Annotated in this window: 15 protein-coding genes and 1 riboswitch; of the genes, 4 read left to right on the top strand and 11 right to left on the bottom strand. The window is 58.0% G+C overall.

What is annotated here, in order from left to right:
* Window positions 1-3: 3 nt before the first annotated feature.
* The 10 genes from AAIE02_RS09945 to AAIE02_RS09990 all read right to left on the bottom strand — a co-directional run bounded on the left by AAIE02_RS09945 (window position 4) and on the right by AAIE02_RS09990 (window position 8,177).
* Window positions 4-531 (bottom strand): DUF3833 domain-containing protein, encoded by a 528-nt coding sequence (locus tag AAIE02_RS09945; RefSeq protein ID WP_498532457.1) that lies wholly within the window; start codon window positions 529-531, stop codon window positions 4-6.
* A complete protein-coding gene (locus AAIE02_RS09950) occupies window positions 528-1,061 on the bottom strand; it encodes a hypothetical protein (protein WP_336981405.1) in 534 nt (177 codons plus the stop codon). Before AAIE02_RS09950 ends, AAIE02_RS09945 begins: the two co-directional genes overlap by 4 nt.
* Window positions 1,058-2,278 carry a class I SAM-dependent methyltransferase gene (locus AAIE02_RS09955; RefSeq protein ID WP_498532458.1) on the bottom strand — a complete coding sequence of 407 codons (1,221 nt, stop codon included), beginning with the start codon at window positions 2,276-2,278 and terminating at the stop codon, window positions 1,058-1,060. The genes AAIE02_RS09950 and AAIE02_RS09955 overlap by 4 nt, the downstream gene beginning before the upstream one ends.
* Window positions 2,275-2,997, bottom strand: a complete 723-nt coding sequence (locus AAIE02_RS09960) for a DUF1365 domain-containing protein (protein WP_498532459.1) — start codon at window positions 2,995-2,997, stop codon at window positions 2,275-2,277. Before AAIE02_RS09960 ends, AAIE02_RS09955 begins: the two co-directional genes overlap by 4 nt.
* A 1-nt stretch (window position 2,998) precedes the next feature.
* A complete protein-coding gene (locus AAIE02_RS09965; protein WP_498532460.1) occupies window positions 2,999-4,258 on the bottom strand; it encodes an NAD(P)/FAD-dependent oxidoreductase in 1,260 nt (419 codons plus the stop codon).
* Window positions 4,255-4,974 carry an SDR family NAD(P)-dependent oxidoreductase gene (locus AAIE02_RS09970; protein ID WP_498532461.1) on the bottom strand — a complete coding sequence of 240 codons (720 nt, stop codon included), beginning with the start codon at window positions 4,972-4,974 and terminating at the stop codon, window positions 4,255-4,257. The genes AAIE02_RS09965 and AAIE02_RS09970 overlap by 4 nt, the downstream gene beginning before the upstream one ends.
* Window positions 4,971-5,405, bottom strand: coding sequence for a nuclear transport factor 2 family protein (locus AAIE02_RS09975; RefSeq protein ID WP_166991422.1), 435 nt, complete (start codon window positions 5,403-5,405; stop codon window positions 4,971-4,973). The genes AAIE02_RS09970 and AAIE02_RS09975 overlap by 4 nt, the downstream gene beginning before the upstream one ends.
* A gap of 228 nt (window positions 5,406-5,633) precedes the next feature.
* Window positions 5,634-6,362 carry a MerR family transcriptional regulator gene (locus AAIE02_RS09980; protein WP_498532462.1) on the bottom strand — a complete coding sequence of 243 codons (729 nt, stop codon included), beginning with the start codon at window positions 6,360-6,362 and terminating at the stop codon, window positions 5,634-5,636.
* A 192-nt stretch (window positions 6,363-6,554) separates the two neighbouring features.
* Window positions 6,555-7,130 carry a DUF1349 domain-containing protein gene (locus AAIE02_RS09985; protein ID WP_166991416.1) on the bottom strand — a complete coding sequence of 192 codons (576 nt, stop codon included), beginning with the start codon at window positions 7,128-7,130 and terminating at the stop codon, window positions 6,555-6,557.
* 24 nt (window positions 7,131-7,154) lie between these two features.
* The gene (locus AAIE02_RS09990) at window positions 7,155-8,177 is read right to left on the bottom strand and encodes an LLM class flavin-dependent oxidoreductase (protein WP_166991413.1); all 1,023 of its coding nucleotides are present in this window, start codon (window positions 8,175-8,177) and stop codon (window positions 7,155-7,157) included.
* Window positions 8,178-8,340: 163 nt separating this feature from the next.
* Window positions 8,341-8,442, top strand: a riboswitch (TPP riboswitch).
* A 59-nt stretch (window positions 8,443-8,501) separates the two neighbouring features.
* Here AAIE02_RS09990 and AAIE02_RS09995 point away from each other — a divergent pair.
* Genes AAIE02_RS09995 through AAIE02_RS10010 form a run of 4 tightly spaced genes read left to right on the top strand, consistent with a single transcriptional unit; the run spans window position 8,502 to window position 11,644 of the window.
* On the top strand, window positions 8,502-9,182 hold the full coding sequence (locus AAIE02_RS09995; protein ID WP_008458016.1) for a TenA family protein: 681 nt from the start codon (window positions 8,502-8,504) through the stop codon (window positions 9,180-9,182).
* Complete coding sequence (locus tag AAIE02_RS10000; RefSeq protein WP_498532463.1) at window positions 9,179-9,919, top strand: ABC transporter ATP-binding protein; 741 nt, start codon at window positions 9,179-9,181, stop codon at window positions 9,917-9,919. The genes AAIE02_RS09995 and AAIE02_RS10000 overlap by 4 nt, the downstream gene beginning before the upstream one ends.
* Window positions 9,916-10,686, top strand: a complete 771-nt coding sequence (locus AAIE02_RS10005; protein ID WP_498532464.1) for an ABC transporter permease — start codon at window positions 9,916-9,918, stop codon at window positions 10,684-10,686. Before AAIE02_RS10000 ends, AAIE02_RS10005 begins: the two co-directional genes overlap by 4 nt.
* Window positions 10,687-10,711: 25 nt before the next feature.
* A complete protein-coding gene (locus AAIE02_RS10010; RefSeq protein WP_498532465.1) occupies window positions 10,712-11,644 on the top strand; it encodes an ABC transporter substrate-binding protein in 933 nt (310 codons plus the stop codon).
* A gap of 43 nt (window positions 11,645-11,687) precedes the next feature.
* Here AAIE02_RS10010 and zigA read toward each other — a convergent pair whose 3' ends face one another.
* Complete coding sequence (zigA, locus tag AAIE02_RS10015) at window positions 11,688-12,908, bottom strand: zinc metallochaperone GTPase ZigA (RefSeq protein ID WP_008458009.1); 1,221 nt, start codon at window positions 12,906-12,908, stop codon at window positions 11,688-11,690.
* Window positions 12,909-13,015 lie beyond the last annotated feature (107 nt).

The raw sequence follows: 13,015 nt of genomic DNA on the forward strand, positions 1-13,015 counted from the left end.
TGACTACGCTTTGCGGGTGAAGAACAGCGTGACTGTGCCTACGGTAACCCCGAATTTTTTCATCTCGGTTTTATTGAAGATATGTTTGTCGTCCTGGAGGTACATCCAGTCGTCAAAGTGCAGCAGCCAGGTGCTGCCGTTGGCTTTAACATTCATGCTGTAGCGCCAGTTAAAAGCGTTGCCTGCGGCCTGGCCCGTCGCCACGCCGTCGATATCCCCGGCCGTACCCTCGAAGCGTTCCGCGCTGACGCGGCGGATGCGCCACACCCGCTGCTGCTGTTCCCCATCGTCATAGAGGAAATGTTCATTCAGCGTCAGGGTGTCCCCCACCACATTGCCGTCGACCTCAACGTGAAAGCGGCGCAGCTGTTTCCCGCTGCGATCCTGCACCATGCCCCACGCCTCAGTTTTGCCCTGGAAATAATGGAAGATGTCTAGCGTAAGCTGCTGGTGACGATAATCAGTAATCTCGGTGCTACAGCCAGCCAACAGCATCAGCATCCCCAGAGTGAGTAACAGTATGCGTTTCATTTTTCACCTCCGGTCAGCTGCTGGCGCAGCTCAGGGTATTGCGTTCGGGGTCCCAGCCAGATGGCCAGAAAGCGCGTACTGAAATCAGCAGTCTGGCGCGGCCCTAGTGGCGTAAAGCTTTTTTGCGCCGCAGAGGCGCGATACCAGAACTGGCCCTGCCCGTCAGTCAGGACAAAAGCCAGCTGCGCATCTGTGGTGACATCCGGCCAAAATGTTTGCAGCATCCGCAGCCAGGCCTCACTTCGCGGTTCGCTCGCCAGGATACCCTGCGCCTGCCACTGCTCGCGGGTGGCATCCACCAGCGCCTGGCGGTCGATATCGCGCTTATAGGTAATGATCAACGCCTGATCTTGCTTCAGCCCCTGATAGCGCCCATCCGGCGTGCGCAGCTGAGAGGTATAGACGGTAAACGGCCCCCAGGTCAGGGTCGCGTCTCCCACTTTACGCCAGCTAAGCCAGTCGGCAGCGTGGGCCGCTGACGAAAGCGCGCTCAGACACAGCAGCAGACAAACTTGCAGATAGCGTTTCATACCCGCTCTGCGGTCAGCTGCACCACGCTGATGGTGCGGGCGTTGAATCCGGCCTCACAGTAGCCGAAGTAATAAAGCCACATCCGGCGGAAGCGGGCGTCAAACCCCAGCGCCTCAATCTCCTGCCAGGCATGAATAAAACGCTGCCGCCAGTGCGCCAGCGTGCGGGCATAATCGGGGCCCATATCAAACAAGTTACGCACCACAAAGTCGGTGTGGCGGGTCATCAGGTCGCTCATCACCGTCACGCTGGGTAAGAAACCGCCGGGAAATATGTAGCGCTGGATAAAGTCGACGCTTTTGCTGTAGTCCCGGTAGCGCTGGTCCTGAATGGTGATGGCCTGAATCGCCATTTTTCCTCCCGGGCGCAGGCGTGCCTGGCAGGTGCGAAAGAACGCGGGCAGATAGCGCTGCCCTACTGCCTCGATCATCTCTATCGAAACCAGCTTGTCATATTGCCCGGTCAAATCCCGATAATCGCAAAGCAGCACTTCGACTCTGTCCTGCAGTCCCGCACGAGCGATGCGTGCCTTCGCCCAGTCGTATTGCTCCTGGGACAGAGTGGTGGTGGTAACCCGGCAGCCATAGTGAGACGCAGCGTACTCCGCCATCGCCCCCCAGCCGGTGCCAATCTCCAGCAGATGATCGCTTGCCTTTAACGTCAGCTGTTCACACAGGCGCGCCATTTTTGCACGCTGGGCTTGAACCAGATCCTGCTCCTCAGAGGCAAACAGCGCGCTGGAGTAGAGCAGTTCTTGATCGAGAAATAGCGAGTAAAAGGTATTGCCCAAATCATAATGTGCGGCGATGTTTTCCCGCGCCTGCTCCCGGTGATTACGCCGCGTCCAGTGGCGAAAACGCTCCACCGGTTTACCCAGCAGGCGGAAACCGTTTTCCAGCCGCCCTAAAACACGCCCGTTTAGCGCCAGAATTTGCAGTAACGGGGTTAACTCTTCGCTCTCCCAGTCACCGTCCATCCAGGCTTCGGCGGCCGCCAGGCTCCCGCCGGTGAGCACTCGCCAGTAAACTCTCGGGGAGATAACCTGCACCCCGGCGCTAAGTGAGGCGGCTGCATCACCAAAATGGAAGGTCTGCGATCCTTCACGCACGGTGACAGACCCTTGCTCTATACCGCTCAACAAGCGAAACAACAGCCAGCGTGCGATACGGACGCTGCGCGGCACATCAGGTTCAAGCGCAAAGGCGGGACTGGTCATGAACGTTCACTCCTGCTGGCCGGATGATTGTAAACAGGCACACGTTTGAGCCACAGCCGCAACGCCTGCCAGTAAATGGCGACCGCAGTTTTTAACGTCATCGCCGGGAAACGCAGCAGCATGGACGTCAGATTTTTGCGCGTCAGGGCCTGACGGCGCAGCAACAGCGTGGCATCAAACACTTTCGAGGCCTGATGATTTTCAATATGCATGTGCAGCGTTTTGCCGGGGGGGTTAAAACGCCAGTGGTACACCATGTCCATCGGGTTAAACGGCGAAACGTGGAAGGCTTTTTCAATCGGACGTGACGTCTGTCCATCCACGGCATAGTAATGGCGCTCGTTCCAGGGAGTATTACGTACCTCGGCAAGCACCCAGCGCAGGGTGTTATCGCCGTCATAGCAGTAGTAAAAATTGACCGGGTTAAAGTGGAAACCGTAGTAACGCAGCTGGGTCAGCAGCATAACTCGCCCTGCAGGCTGCTCCCCCGTCAGGTCTTTCACCCGCGCAAGGACTTTCTCTTTGAGCGGTGCGCCCAGCGGGTAATCCACATCGTGAAAAGCGGCTGCGGCGAAGCGGTTACGGCGGATGCCAATCCCCGGCAGCGCATCAAGCTCGTCTAAATCAAGCCAGGCCATGAACACACGATAGGTAAAGTGGTGCGTTTTAGGCTGAAGGCGGCGGTGGCGCAAGATCCCCTCATAAAGGCAACTGTTCATCTTATTGCCCTCCTCTGGCCGCAATGCCTTGCACCACATCCAGCGCACTGTGCACGCCATCTTCATGAAAACCGTTGTACCAGTAGGCACCACAGAACCAGCTTCGCTGGTGGCCGTTAATCTCGCCGCGACGCGCCTGCGCACGCCAGCTTTGAGGGTTAAAGAGCGGGTGCTCATAAACAAACCGCTGCCAGACGAAGCGGGAATCGATGGGCGTTTCCGGGTTAAGCGTCACGCAAAACAGCGGCGCTTCTTTCGGCAACCCCTGCAGAATGTTCATGTTGTAAGTGACGCAGGCGCTGGCCCGCTCATGCGAACTCAAGCGATAGTTCCAGCTTGCCCAGGCGCGTTCGCGCACCGGCAGCCAGCGGCGATCGCTGTGTAACACCACCTCGTTACGCTGCCAGCCAATATCGCCCAACACTTCGTGCTCGGCCTGAGTGGGGTGCTCAATCATCGCCAGCGCCTGAGCCGAGTGGCAGGCAAAAATCACCTGATCGAACGCCTGGCTTGCGTGTTCCAGTTGGATGTTAACGCCGTCATGATGACGGACAACGCACTGTACCGGCGAGTTGAGATGCACGGTCAGCCTTTCACCCAGCTGTGCCAGCATCGCCCGGATGTATTCCCGAGAACCACCGGGTACCACGTACCACTGGGGACGCTGAGTAATATCCAGCAGGCCATGGTGCTCAAAGAAGCGCAGAAACAGCGCCAGAGGAAAACGGCGCATCTCTTCCAGCGACGAGGACCAGATAGCGGCCCCCATGGGCAAAATGTAGTGACGTGCAAAAAAGGCGCTGAACTGCCGCTGAGCGAGGAAGTCCTGCAACGTCGCCAGGGGATCAATCTCTCCCGCCAGCGCGGCTTTTGCCTGCCGGTTAAAACGGACAATCTCTTTTAACAGTCCCCAAAATGACGGGTTAAAAAGGTTACGACGCTGGGCGAACAGCGAGCTAAATGTGTGGCCGTTATATTCCAGCCCGTTTTGCGGGTTATGCACCGAAAAACTCATCTGCGTTTTTTGCCCACGGATGCCAAGCTCGCTCAACAGGCCCATAAACCGCGGATAAGTCCTGTCGTTATAGACAATAAATCCGGTGTCTATGGCATAGGTTCCCTGCGGCGTAGCAACATCCACGGTGGCAGTGTGGCCTCCCACGCTGGAACCCGCCTCGAAGAGGGTGACCTGATGATGTCCGGCGAGCCGCCAGGCGCAGGTCAGCCCGGCGATACCGCCGCCGATAATAGCGATGTTCATGCGCGAACCATCCTGCGCAAAAAGAGGCGCTGTAGACCTACGGGTAACCCCGCCAGCAGGCGCATCACCAGGCCGAATCCCGTCGGGAAAGCAATGTCATCGCGGCCTTTAGCCAGGCCACGGCGAATCGCCTTCACCGCAGCATCAACGCTTACCCGGCCAGGCATGGAAAAATCGTTTTTTTGAGTTAACGGTGTGTCCACAAATCCCGGTGAAACCACCGTGACGGCAATCCCTTTCGGCTCCCAGTCCAGGCGCAGGCTATTGGCAAACCAGGTCAGCGCGGCTTTCGAAGCGCCATAGGCTTCTGCCCGTGGAAATGGCAACCAGTGGGCCATCGAGCTGACCAGCACCACGCGGTTGCCGGCAACAAGCCGAGGTTGAAGCGCGGCCAGGCAGTTGACCGGCCCAAGAAAATTGGTCGCCATCACCCGCTCAACCAGCGCGGCATCCACCTGGCCGCGATCCAGATACTCACAGGTTCCCGCGCAAAGGATAACCAGATCCGCCCGGCAGTCGGCCAGCGCCTCGCGGCTGGCATCCCGGTCGGTCATATCGAACTGGCGTACCGCGATGTTTGAACTGTGCTGCTGCAAGGTTGCCAGCCGCGCCGCATCTCTGCCGCAGGCAATGACGCGATGGCCCTCATCGGCCCAGGATTTTGCCAGCCCGGCGCCGATGCCGGAGCTTGCGCCCGTAATAAGGACAGTCATCATGGGCGCACCCTTCTTTTCACGCTGCGAACCGCCCAACCCAGCAGGGGCAGATGTTCGTACAGCATTTCTCCGGCATCGTAGTAGTCGCGCTGACGAATAATCAGGTCGTTCTTGAGATCAACCACCGAACAGCCAGGCAAGGACAGCCCTTTTCCACCGGCGACCTTCGGGTGAGACCAGTGCATTGTCCAACCGACGGCAAAACGCGCCTCATCACATAGCGGGGGATCAATAGCAAAGCGGCAGTACGCCACGCTGGCCAGCAGGTGGGCGAAGTAGCGCTGGATCTCAGGCAACCCGCGATGCTCGCCAAACGGATCGATGAGTATGGCCTCGGAGGCGTAAAGCCCGGCCAGCGCCGAGGGCGACTGCTTGTCCAGCCCGGCGTAATAATCAACAAAGCGATGAATGGCGGTTGGCGTTGTGCCCATGAGTTTCACCCTCGCGGTGAAGCACCTGACGTTATCGTATAATTAAAACTTGCACAAATACTTAGATTTGTCCAAGTTTTGATTGTGATATTTTCAAAAAGATAATAATTTCAACTAATTACAAACAGTCAAACGATGCGGTAGATTTTCATTTTTTGATAGCACAGCTCGGCCCACCGCGTTTTCAACGGGCCGCTGGAGGAGGATATTGTGGAGGGGAAAACGGGCCTAGAGGGGAATGACCTCGAGCGTAGCGCCCTGCTGCTGCCAGAGTTCAAGCTGCTTTTTACGTGTCGCCGTCAGCTTACCGGAGGTGACCAGCAGCCATTTTCGATCGGGAAAGATTTCCGGGGCCAGGACGGCAGGCGGAACGGGAAGCACGTCGATGCGGTGTCCCTGGCCGGTTCGCCTGAGCGCCTCCAGCCAGATTTCGCAGGGGTCACTCAGATGCCAGCCGGCAATCAGGCAGTTGTCACCGGGCGCTCTTTTATCCCCTTCAAGGCAAAACGAGGTGTAGGCGATAATGATACCGTCGAGAATTTCGCGCAGGGTCATGATGGCCGGTACGTTAGCCGAGACTTTACTGCGCAGCGGGCGCAACACTTCCGTCACCAGTTCCGCGCGCGGATATTCCCGGCCTGCATCGTAGAGAAGCTGGCGAAGAGATTCGATTTTCCCCTCATTCAGCCGCTGCAACATACTCTCCTGCAGGCCAAGCCAGTTGTTCGCCCGGCGCGTTTCAGGCCGGGCCAGCAGCGGCTTAACCTGGCTGACCGGCACCCCTTTTTTCACCCAGTCGAGAATGTTAAGCGCCTGCTGGATATCTTCGTCGCTGTACTGCCGATGACCGCCATCGGTTCGCATCGGCTTGAGCAGGCCGTAACGACGCTGCCAGGCACGGAGCGTGGTGGCGTTTATCCCGCAGAGCCGGGCAAATTCGCCGATGGAGTAAGACATGAAGAGCACCTGATAACCATCAATACTCACAATATACTACGAATTATACCGGGCTGAATGAAGCGCGAAGCGTTTGCACTTTATTTTCAATGCCCAACGGAAAAACATTTGCCCCGTTACCGGCTTTGTCCCCGCCAGGAGAAACCCTGCCTGGCAAATGTCTGGCGGGGCGCCGCCCGACTAAACGGCTGATTAACTTAAATCGTGCAGTCCTTTATCCAGCGCGGCACTCAGCATCATTTCTTCGAAGTTCACCGCCAGCCCGCCACGCTGCGGGGTGCAGCACATCACGCCTACCCTGCATGCGTCGAATCCGGGGAAATGCGCCAGTCTCAGCAGCGGCCAGCTTTTGCCGTCAACGGAATACTGCAGCCGCAGGCTGTCCCCTTTTCGGGTCAGGCGCATCCAAAACAGATTTGCTTGACCGGGAAAGACGCCGGTTGCCCAGTCGGAATGGCCCTGCGTCAGCACGCTGCCAATGGCAGGCGCGTCGTCGTTAAACTCGATGCCCGCTTTTAGCCAGTGGGATTCATCCCCCAGCAGCATGATGCCGGCCTGGTCGTAAAGTGCGCTAAATTCAGCTTTGACCTTCACCTGGAAAGTAAAATCCCCCCGCACGTTGCAGCCATAAAAATGGCCGGAGAAACGCTCAAACCCGTACCATGTTTTGCGCCAGAAGTCGGTTTGTTCATCGGTGACAACCGTCAGCCCGCCGTCGCCTTCTTGCCAGACTTTTGGCTCATTAATCCAGTAAAAATCCTCGCTCATAGCATGACCTTTTCCCTGTTTTATTTAGCGCCAGCCCAACTCTGGTGCAACGTGCTTCAGAATAGATTCGATGACGTGCGCGTTATAATCCACGCCCAGCTGGTTTGGCACGGTTAACAGCAGCGTGTCGGCTTCAGCAATCGCTTCATCCTGCGCCAGTTGCTTAATGAGCAGTTCCGGTTCAGCGGCATAGCTGCGGCCGAAAATGGCCCGGGTTTGTGGCTCGATGTAGCCAACCTGATCGCCTTCTTTGCCGCTGCCGCCGAAGTAGTTGCGGTCGCGCTGGTCCATTAACGCGAAGATGCTGCGGCTGACGGAAACGCGTGGCTCACGCGTATGGCCCGCCTCTTTCCACGCGGCCCGATAAGCACGGATTTGCTTCGCCTGCTGGATATGAAACGGCTCGCCGGATTCATCGGTTTTCAGCGTGGAGCTTTGCAGGTTCATCCCTAACTTCGCGGCCCACTCCGAGGTCGCGTTGGAGCTGGCTCCCCACCAGATTCGCTCCCGCAGCCCGGCAGAAAACGGCTCCAGACGCAGCAACCCCGGCGGATTAGGAAACATCGGCTGCGGGTTAGGTTCGGCAAAACCGTCCCCTTTCAGCGCCTCGAGGAACACTTCGGTATGACGGCGCGCCATATCGGCTTCGGTCTCTCCTTCGCCCGGCACATAGCCAAAATATCGCCAGCCGTCGATCACCTGCTCCGGCGAGCCACGGCTAATTCCAAGCTGCAGGCGGCCCCCGGATATCAAGTCCGCCGCCCCCGCGTCCTCCACCATGTAAAGCGGATTTTCATAGCGCATATCGATCACGCCGGTGCCGATTTCAATGCGTTTGGTTTTTGCCCCGATGGCCGCCAGCAGCGGGAAAGGCGAGCTTAGCTGACGAGCAAAATGGTGCACGCGGAAGTAAGCGCCGTCCGCGCCAAGCTCTTCTGCAGCAACGGCAAGATCGATGGACTGCAGCAGCGTATCCGCCGCAGAGTGCGTGCCGGACTGGGCGGCAGGCGACCAGTGGCCAAACGAGAGAAAACCAATCTTTTTCATCGGATATCATCCTTAGACTCGTAGGTAACCGGCCTACAGTGACAAAATTCCCGCCCCGAGTGCCAGCAAAATATTGCGATACCGCACTAAACGGATCGTCGCTTTCAGCAAGGTCAGACACAGCGCCCGGCGATTGTAATCAAAAAGTAAATGTCGTATAACAGGCACCTCCGAGGGGTGTCCTGTATGGGCTGAGATGGCGTAAGCCGAACCCTTTGAACCTGATCTGGGTCATGCCAGCGAAGGGACGGTCGGCAATCACAGCTCTGTTATTGTCTGTTCATACCTCTGCGCGCCCGGATCTCCACTTACCCAGGAGGTCCCATGTACACCCCACTTTTCGAAAACGGTCTTTACGGACGACTGCGCGAGCAGGCCGGCCAGCACTGGCAGGATTACGTCGATCACCCTTTTCTGCAGCAGCTTGCTGTCGGCACGCTGCCTGAAGCCGCATTCAAGCGCTATCTGACCCAGGATTATCTTTTCCTGATTCATTTTGCCCGCGCCTACGCCCTGCTGGTCAGCAAGCTTCGCACGCTGCCGGAAATGCGCACCGCGACCGCATCGCTGAATGCCATTGTCTCCGAGCTGCCGCTCCATGTGGCCTACTGTCGAAGCTGGGGCCTGGACGAAGCGCAAATAGTGGCCGAGGCGGAAGCGCCAGAAACCATGAATTACACCCGTTACGTGCTGGATATTGGCCATTCAGGCGACGCGCTCGATCTGCTGGCTGCGCTGCTGCCCTGCGTGGCCGGATATGCAGAAATCGGCCTTGGCCTGCTGCATAGCCCCGACACGGTGATGGCAGGCAATCCCTACGCGAACTGGATCCGTAACTATGGCGATGAAGGCTACCTCACCGGCGTGCGGGCCGCTGTGCAGTTGCTCGAAAACGTAGGCCACCAGCGTGGCGCGGAAAGCCGTTTCTCAGAGCTATCACAGATTTTTACCACCGCGACGCAGCTTGAATCCGCGTTCTGGCAGATGGGGCTGAATGCCTCATGACCGACAGCGCGACTTCGCCGGGCATTCAGGTGCGCGATCTCAGCCTGCGCTTTGGCCAGCAGACCATTTTTGAGCAGCTGAATTTTGATATTCCCGGCAGCAGCTTCGTTGCCCTGCTGGGCGCGAGCGGGGCCGGTAAAACCAGCCTGCTAAAGATTATCGCCGGGCTGGCGCAGGCCAGTGGCGGAAGCGTGACCTGCAGCGACGGTCTGCCGGTTGCCGGGCGTATCGCCTGGATGGGGCAGAAAGATTTGCTCTACCCGTGGCTCAACATTGAGCAGAACGTGGCCCTCGGAGCTCGCCTGCGTGGTGAGGCGGTCGACAGACAATGGACGGAACATTTGATTGAGCAGGTCGGGCTGGCTGGCTATGCCAAAGCCCTGCCAGCTTCGCTATCGGGCGGGATGAGGCAACGTGCCGCCATCGCCAGGACGCTTTACGAAAAGCGCCCGATAGTGCTGATGGATGAGCCGTTTTCGGCGCTGGATGCCATCACCCGCACGGCCATTCAGGACCTGGCGGCCAGGCTGCTGGCAAAAAATACCGTGCTGCTGATCACTCACGATCCGATGGAAGCCTGTCGGCTCAGCCACCGCCTGCTGGTGCTCTCCCGCTGGCCTGCGGGCATCGACGATACGCATGTTATTGCCGGGCAGCCGCCCCGCGCGCCGGACGATGTAGATCTACTCCAAAGCCAGGCCGGGCTGCTGCAACAGTTGATCAGGGCCGCCGAATGAAGCTGACTTCAGACACCCCTGCTACACGCCTGCGCCGCGGGCTGACCGTCTTTGCCGGGCTGCTGCTACTTTGGTATCTGCTTACCCTCGGCAATATTCCCGCCTTTCTTTTGCCCTCTCCCGCTTCGGTGGCACTGGCGTTATGGGATGGCCGCGATTATCTCGCCTGGCACACGCTGGTCACCGCCTCAGAGATTATCAGCGGGCTAATTCTGGGCGTACTCCTCGGTGCAGGCCTGGCGCTGGGCATGATGTTTTCCCCCCGCCTCCAGCGCTGGCTGATGCCGCTGGTACTCACCAGTCAGGCAATCCCGGTGTTTGCCCTCGCACCGCTGCTGGTGCTGTGGTTCGGCTTTGGCATGAGCGCCAAAGTGGCGATGGCGGTGCTGGTGATTTTCTTCCCGGTGGTGTCATCGTTCTTTGACGGACTGCGCCGGGTGAATAACGACTATCTGGATCTGGCCCGCACGATGGGGGCTTCACGCTGGGCGCAGCTGAGGCACGTCCGGCTGATGGCGGCGCTGCCTGCTTTTGGCTCGGGGCTGCGCATGGCCGCTGCCGTCGCCCCCATCGGGGCAATTATTGGCGAATGGGTGGGCTCTGCCGAAGGGCTGGGCTACGTCATGCTGAACGCCAACGCCCGCATGCAAACCGACGTCTGCTTTGCCGCGCTGTTTATTTTAGTCCTGATGACCGTTCTGCTTTGGCTGGTGGTCGATGCCCTGCTGCGGCGGCTGATTGTCTGGTCGCCTGAAAACAACGAATAACCGCCTTAATTAAGGAATTAAGAAGATGAAAAAAACGCTGTGTGGCCTGCTGCTCACCGCCGCCTTTGCCGCTCAGGCCTCCGCCGCTGAAAAGCTGACCCTGGTGCTGGACTGGTACATTAACCCCGATCACGCGCCCATTATGGTGGCCGAACAAATTGGCGCTTTTAAGGGCGAAGGGCTGGACGTGAAGATCATCCCGCCGTCTGACCCGGCGTTGCCGCCGCGCCTGGTTGCCGCCGGGCAGGCCGATCTGGCCATTACCTACCAACCACAGCTGCATTTCTTTGCCGATCAGGGGCTGCCGCTGGTGCGCGTCGGGACGCTGATTAACACCCCGCTGAATACGGTGATGACGCTGGATCAGGCCATCAAATCACCAGCGGATCTTAAAGGCAAAAAAATCGGCTATTCCGTCAGCGGTATCGAGCAGGCGACGCTTGCCACCCTGCTTGAGCATGAGCACGTCAAACCGGAAGAGATGAAGCTCATCAACGTCAACTTCCAGCTCACCAGCGCTCTGCTGGCGGGCCAGGTGGATGCGGTGATCGGCGGCTACCGCAATATCGAAGCGATCGAGCTGAAGCTTCAGGGCAAACCCCCGGTGGTGTTTAACGTCGAGGACTACGGCGTCCCGGCCTACGATGAGCTGATTTTTGTGGCGAATCGTAAAACGGCGAATGAACCGAAGATCAAAAAATTCTTCGCCGCGCTGAAAAAAGGCAACGAGTACCTGCAGGCACATCCGCAGGAAACCTGGCAGGCCTTTGCCAAAGCCCATGCAGAGCTGAATACCGAGCTGAATAAGCAGGCCTGGCAGGCAAGCCTGCCGCTGTTTGCAACTGACCCGGCTAAACTCGACCGCGCCCGCTACCAGGCCTACGAACAGTTCCTGTTTGATAACAAGCTGATCAAGAAAATCACCCCGGTGGATGACTACGCCGTAGAGCTGCACTAGGCCAGGTTGCCCGGTTGCCTGCCAACGGGCAGCCGGGCTTCCGTCAGTCGAACCAGGCATCAATCGGATCGTAATACCGTGCCCAGGCTTTAGGCCCTTCTGCCATTTCGGCATCGGTGAGTAAGGCATACTCCAGCTTCTCGCGCAGGCTCGCCTCGTCCATATCAATGCCGATGAAAACAATCTCCTGGCGCGCATCGCCAATACCGTCTTCCCAGTGCTTTAAAATGTGCCGGAGGCTGTCGGCATCCTGCGGCCACTGTTCACGGGGAATGCTGGCCCACCACATCCCTGCCAGCCCCTGGCGCATCACGCCGCCCGCGTGGGACCAGGATCCGGCATGCTGAGGGCGACTTGCCAGCCAGAAAAAGCCTTTGGAGCGAATAACGCCTTTCAGACCGCCGTCGGTCACCATCTGGAAACGCGCCGGGTGGAAGGGACGCCGGGCACGAAAAACAAAATTACGGATGCCGTATTCTTCGGTTTCCGGCGTATGTTCGCCGCGCAGCTCTTTTAGCCAGCCCGGCGCCTGAGCGGCGGCATCGAAGTCAAACAGCCCGGTATCCAGAACCTGATCAAGGCTAACCTGGCTAAACGCCGAAGTGATGATTTTTGCGCGAGGGTTAAGGGAATGCAGCACGGACATCAGGCGGCGTTTCTCCGCGTCGCCGATAAGATCCGTTTTGTTAAGTACAAGCACGTCGCAAAATTCTATCTGGTCAATCAGCAGGTCGACCACGGTCCGCTCGTCTCCTTCGCCCATGGACTCGCCGCGAGACTGAATGCTGTCGTAGGATTCATAATCCCGAAGGAAGTTAAAGCCGTCCACCACCGTCACCATGGTGTCGAGCCGGGCGATATCGGACAGGCTTTCCCCCTTATCGTCCACAAAGGTGAACGTTTCCGCCACGGGCAGCGGTTCGGAAATACCGGTAGATTCGATGACCAGGTTATCAAAACGCCCTTCCCGGGCAAGCTGGCTGATTTCCACCAGCAGATCTTCACGCAGGGTGCAGCAAATGCAGCCGTTGCTCATCTCCACCAGCTTTTCATCGGTGCGCGTCAGGCTGGAACCGCCCTCACGCACCAGCGCAGCGTCAATATTCACCTCGGACATATCGTTGACGATCACCGCCACCCGCCGCCCTTCCCGGTTATTTAAAATATGATTCAGCAAAGTGGTTTTACCGGCACCCAAAAAACCGGACAGCACGGTAACGGGCAGTTTCTTTGGCCGATTGTGGGCCTGTGTTAACGATGACATTGCAACTCCTTACTGACTGCGCAGCTATTATTGATATGTTATAACATAACAATAATAAGTGGCGTTGTCATGCCGGAGATAAAAACCGTGCGTAGAAATGAAAAAAG

Source organism: Cedecea sp. Ae19-4, from assembly GCF_059801165.1.

Excerpts from the sequence above, each read along its gene's own strand:
- AAIE02_RS09950 (WP_336981405.1), bottom strand. The coding sequence starts at position 1,061 with ATGAAACGCTATCTGCAAGTTTGTCTGCTGCTGTGTCTGAGCGCGCTT.
- AAIE02_RS09945 (WP_498532457.1), bottom strand. The coding sequence starts at position 531 with ATGAAACGCATACTGTTACTCACTCTGGGGATGCTGATGCTGTTGGCT.
- AAIE02_RS09995 (WP_008458016.1), top strand. The coding sequence starts at position 8,502 with ATGTACACCCCACTTTTCGAAAACGGTCTTTACGGACGACTGCGCGAG.
- zigA (WP_008458009.1), bottom strand. The coding sequence starts at position 12,908 with ATGTCATCGTTAACACAGGCCCACAATCGGCCAAAGAAACTGCCCGTT.
- AAIE02_RS09970 (WP_498532461.1), bottom strand. The coding sequence starts at position 4,974 with ATGATGACTGTCCTTATTACGGGCGCAAGCTCCGGCATCGGCGCCGGG.
- AAIE02_RS09975 (WP_166991422.1), bottom strand. The coding sequence starts at position 5,405 with ATGGGCACAACGCCAACCGCCATTCATCGCTTTGTTGATTATTACGCC.
- AAIE02_RS10000 (WP_498532463.1), top strand. The coding sequence starts at position 9,179 with ATGACCGACAGCGCGACTTCGCCGGGCATTCAGGTGCGCGATCTCAGC.
- AAIE02_RS10005 (WP_498532464.1), top strand. The coding sequence starts at position 9,916 with ATGAAGCTGACTTCAGACACCCCTGCTACACGCCTGCGCCGCGGGCTG.
- AAIE02_RS09985 (WP_166991416.1), bottom strand. The coding sequence starts at position 7,130 with ATGAGCGAGGATTTTTACTGGATTAATGAGCCAAAAGTCTGGCAAGAA.
- AAIE02_RS09990 (WP_166991413.1), bottom strand. The coding sequence starts at position 8,177 with ATGAAAAAGATTGGTTTTCTCTCGTTTGGCCACTGGTCGCCTGCCGCC.
- AAIE02_RS09980 (WP_498532462.1), bottom strand. The coding sequence starts at position 6,362 with ATGTCTTACTCCATCGGCGAATTTGCCCGGCTCTGCGGGATAAACGCC.
- AAIE02_RS09960 (WP_498532459.1), bottom strand. The coding sequence starts at position 2,997 with ATGAACAGTTGCCTTTATGAGGGGATCTTGCGCCACCGCCGCCTTCAG.
- AAIE02_RS10010 (WP_498532465.1), top strand. The coding sequence starts at position 10,712 with ATGAAAAAAACGCTGTGTGGCCTGCTGCTCACCGCCGCCTTTGCCGCT.
- AAIE02_RS09965 (WP_498532460.1), bottom strand. The coding sequence starts at position 4,258 with ATGAACATCGCTATTATCGGCGGCGGTATCGCCGGGCTGACCTGCGCC.
- AAIE02_RS09955 (WP_498532458.1), bottom strand. The coding sequence starts at position 2,278 with ATGACCAGTCCCGCCTTTGCGCTTGAACCTGATGTGCCGCGCAGCGTC.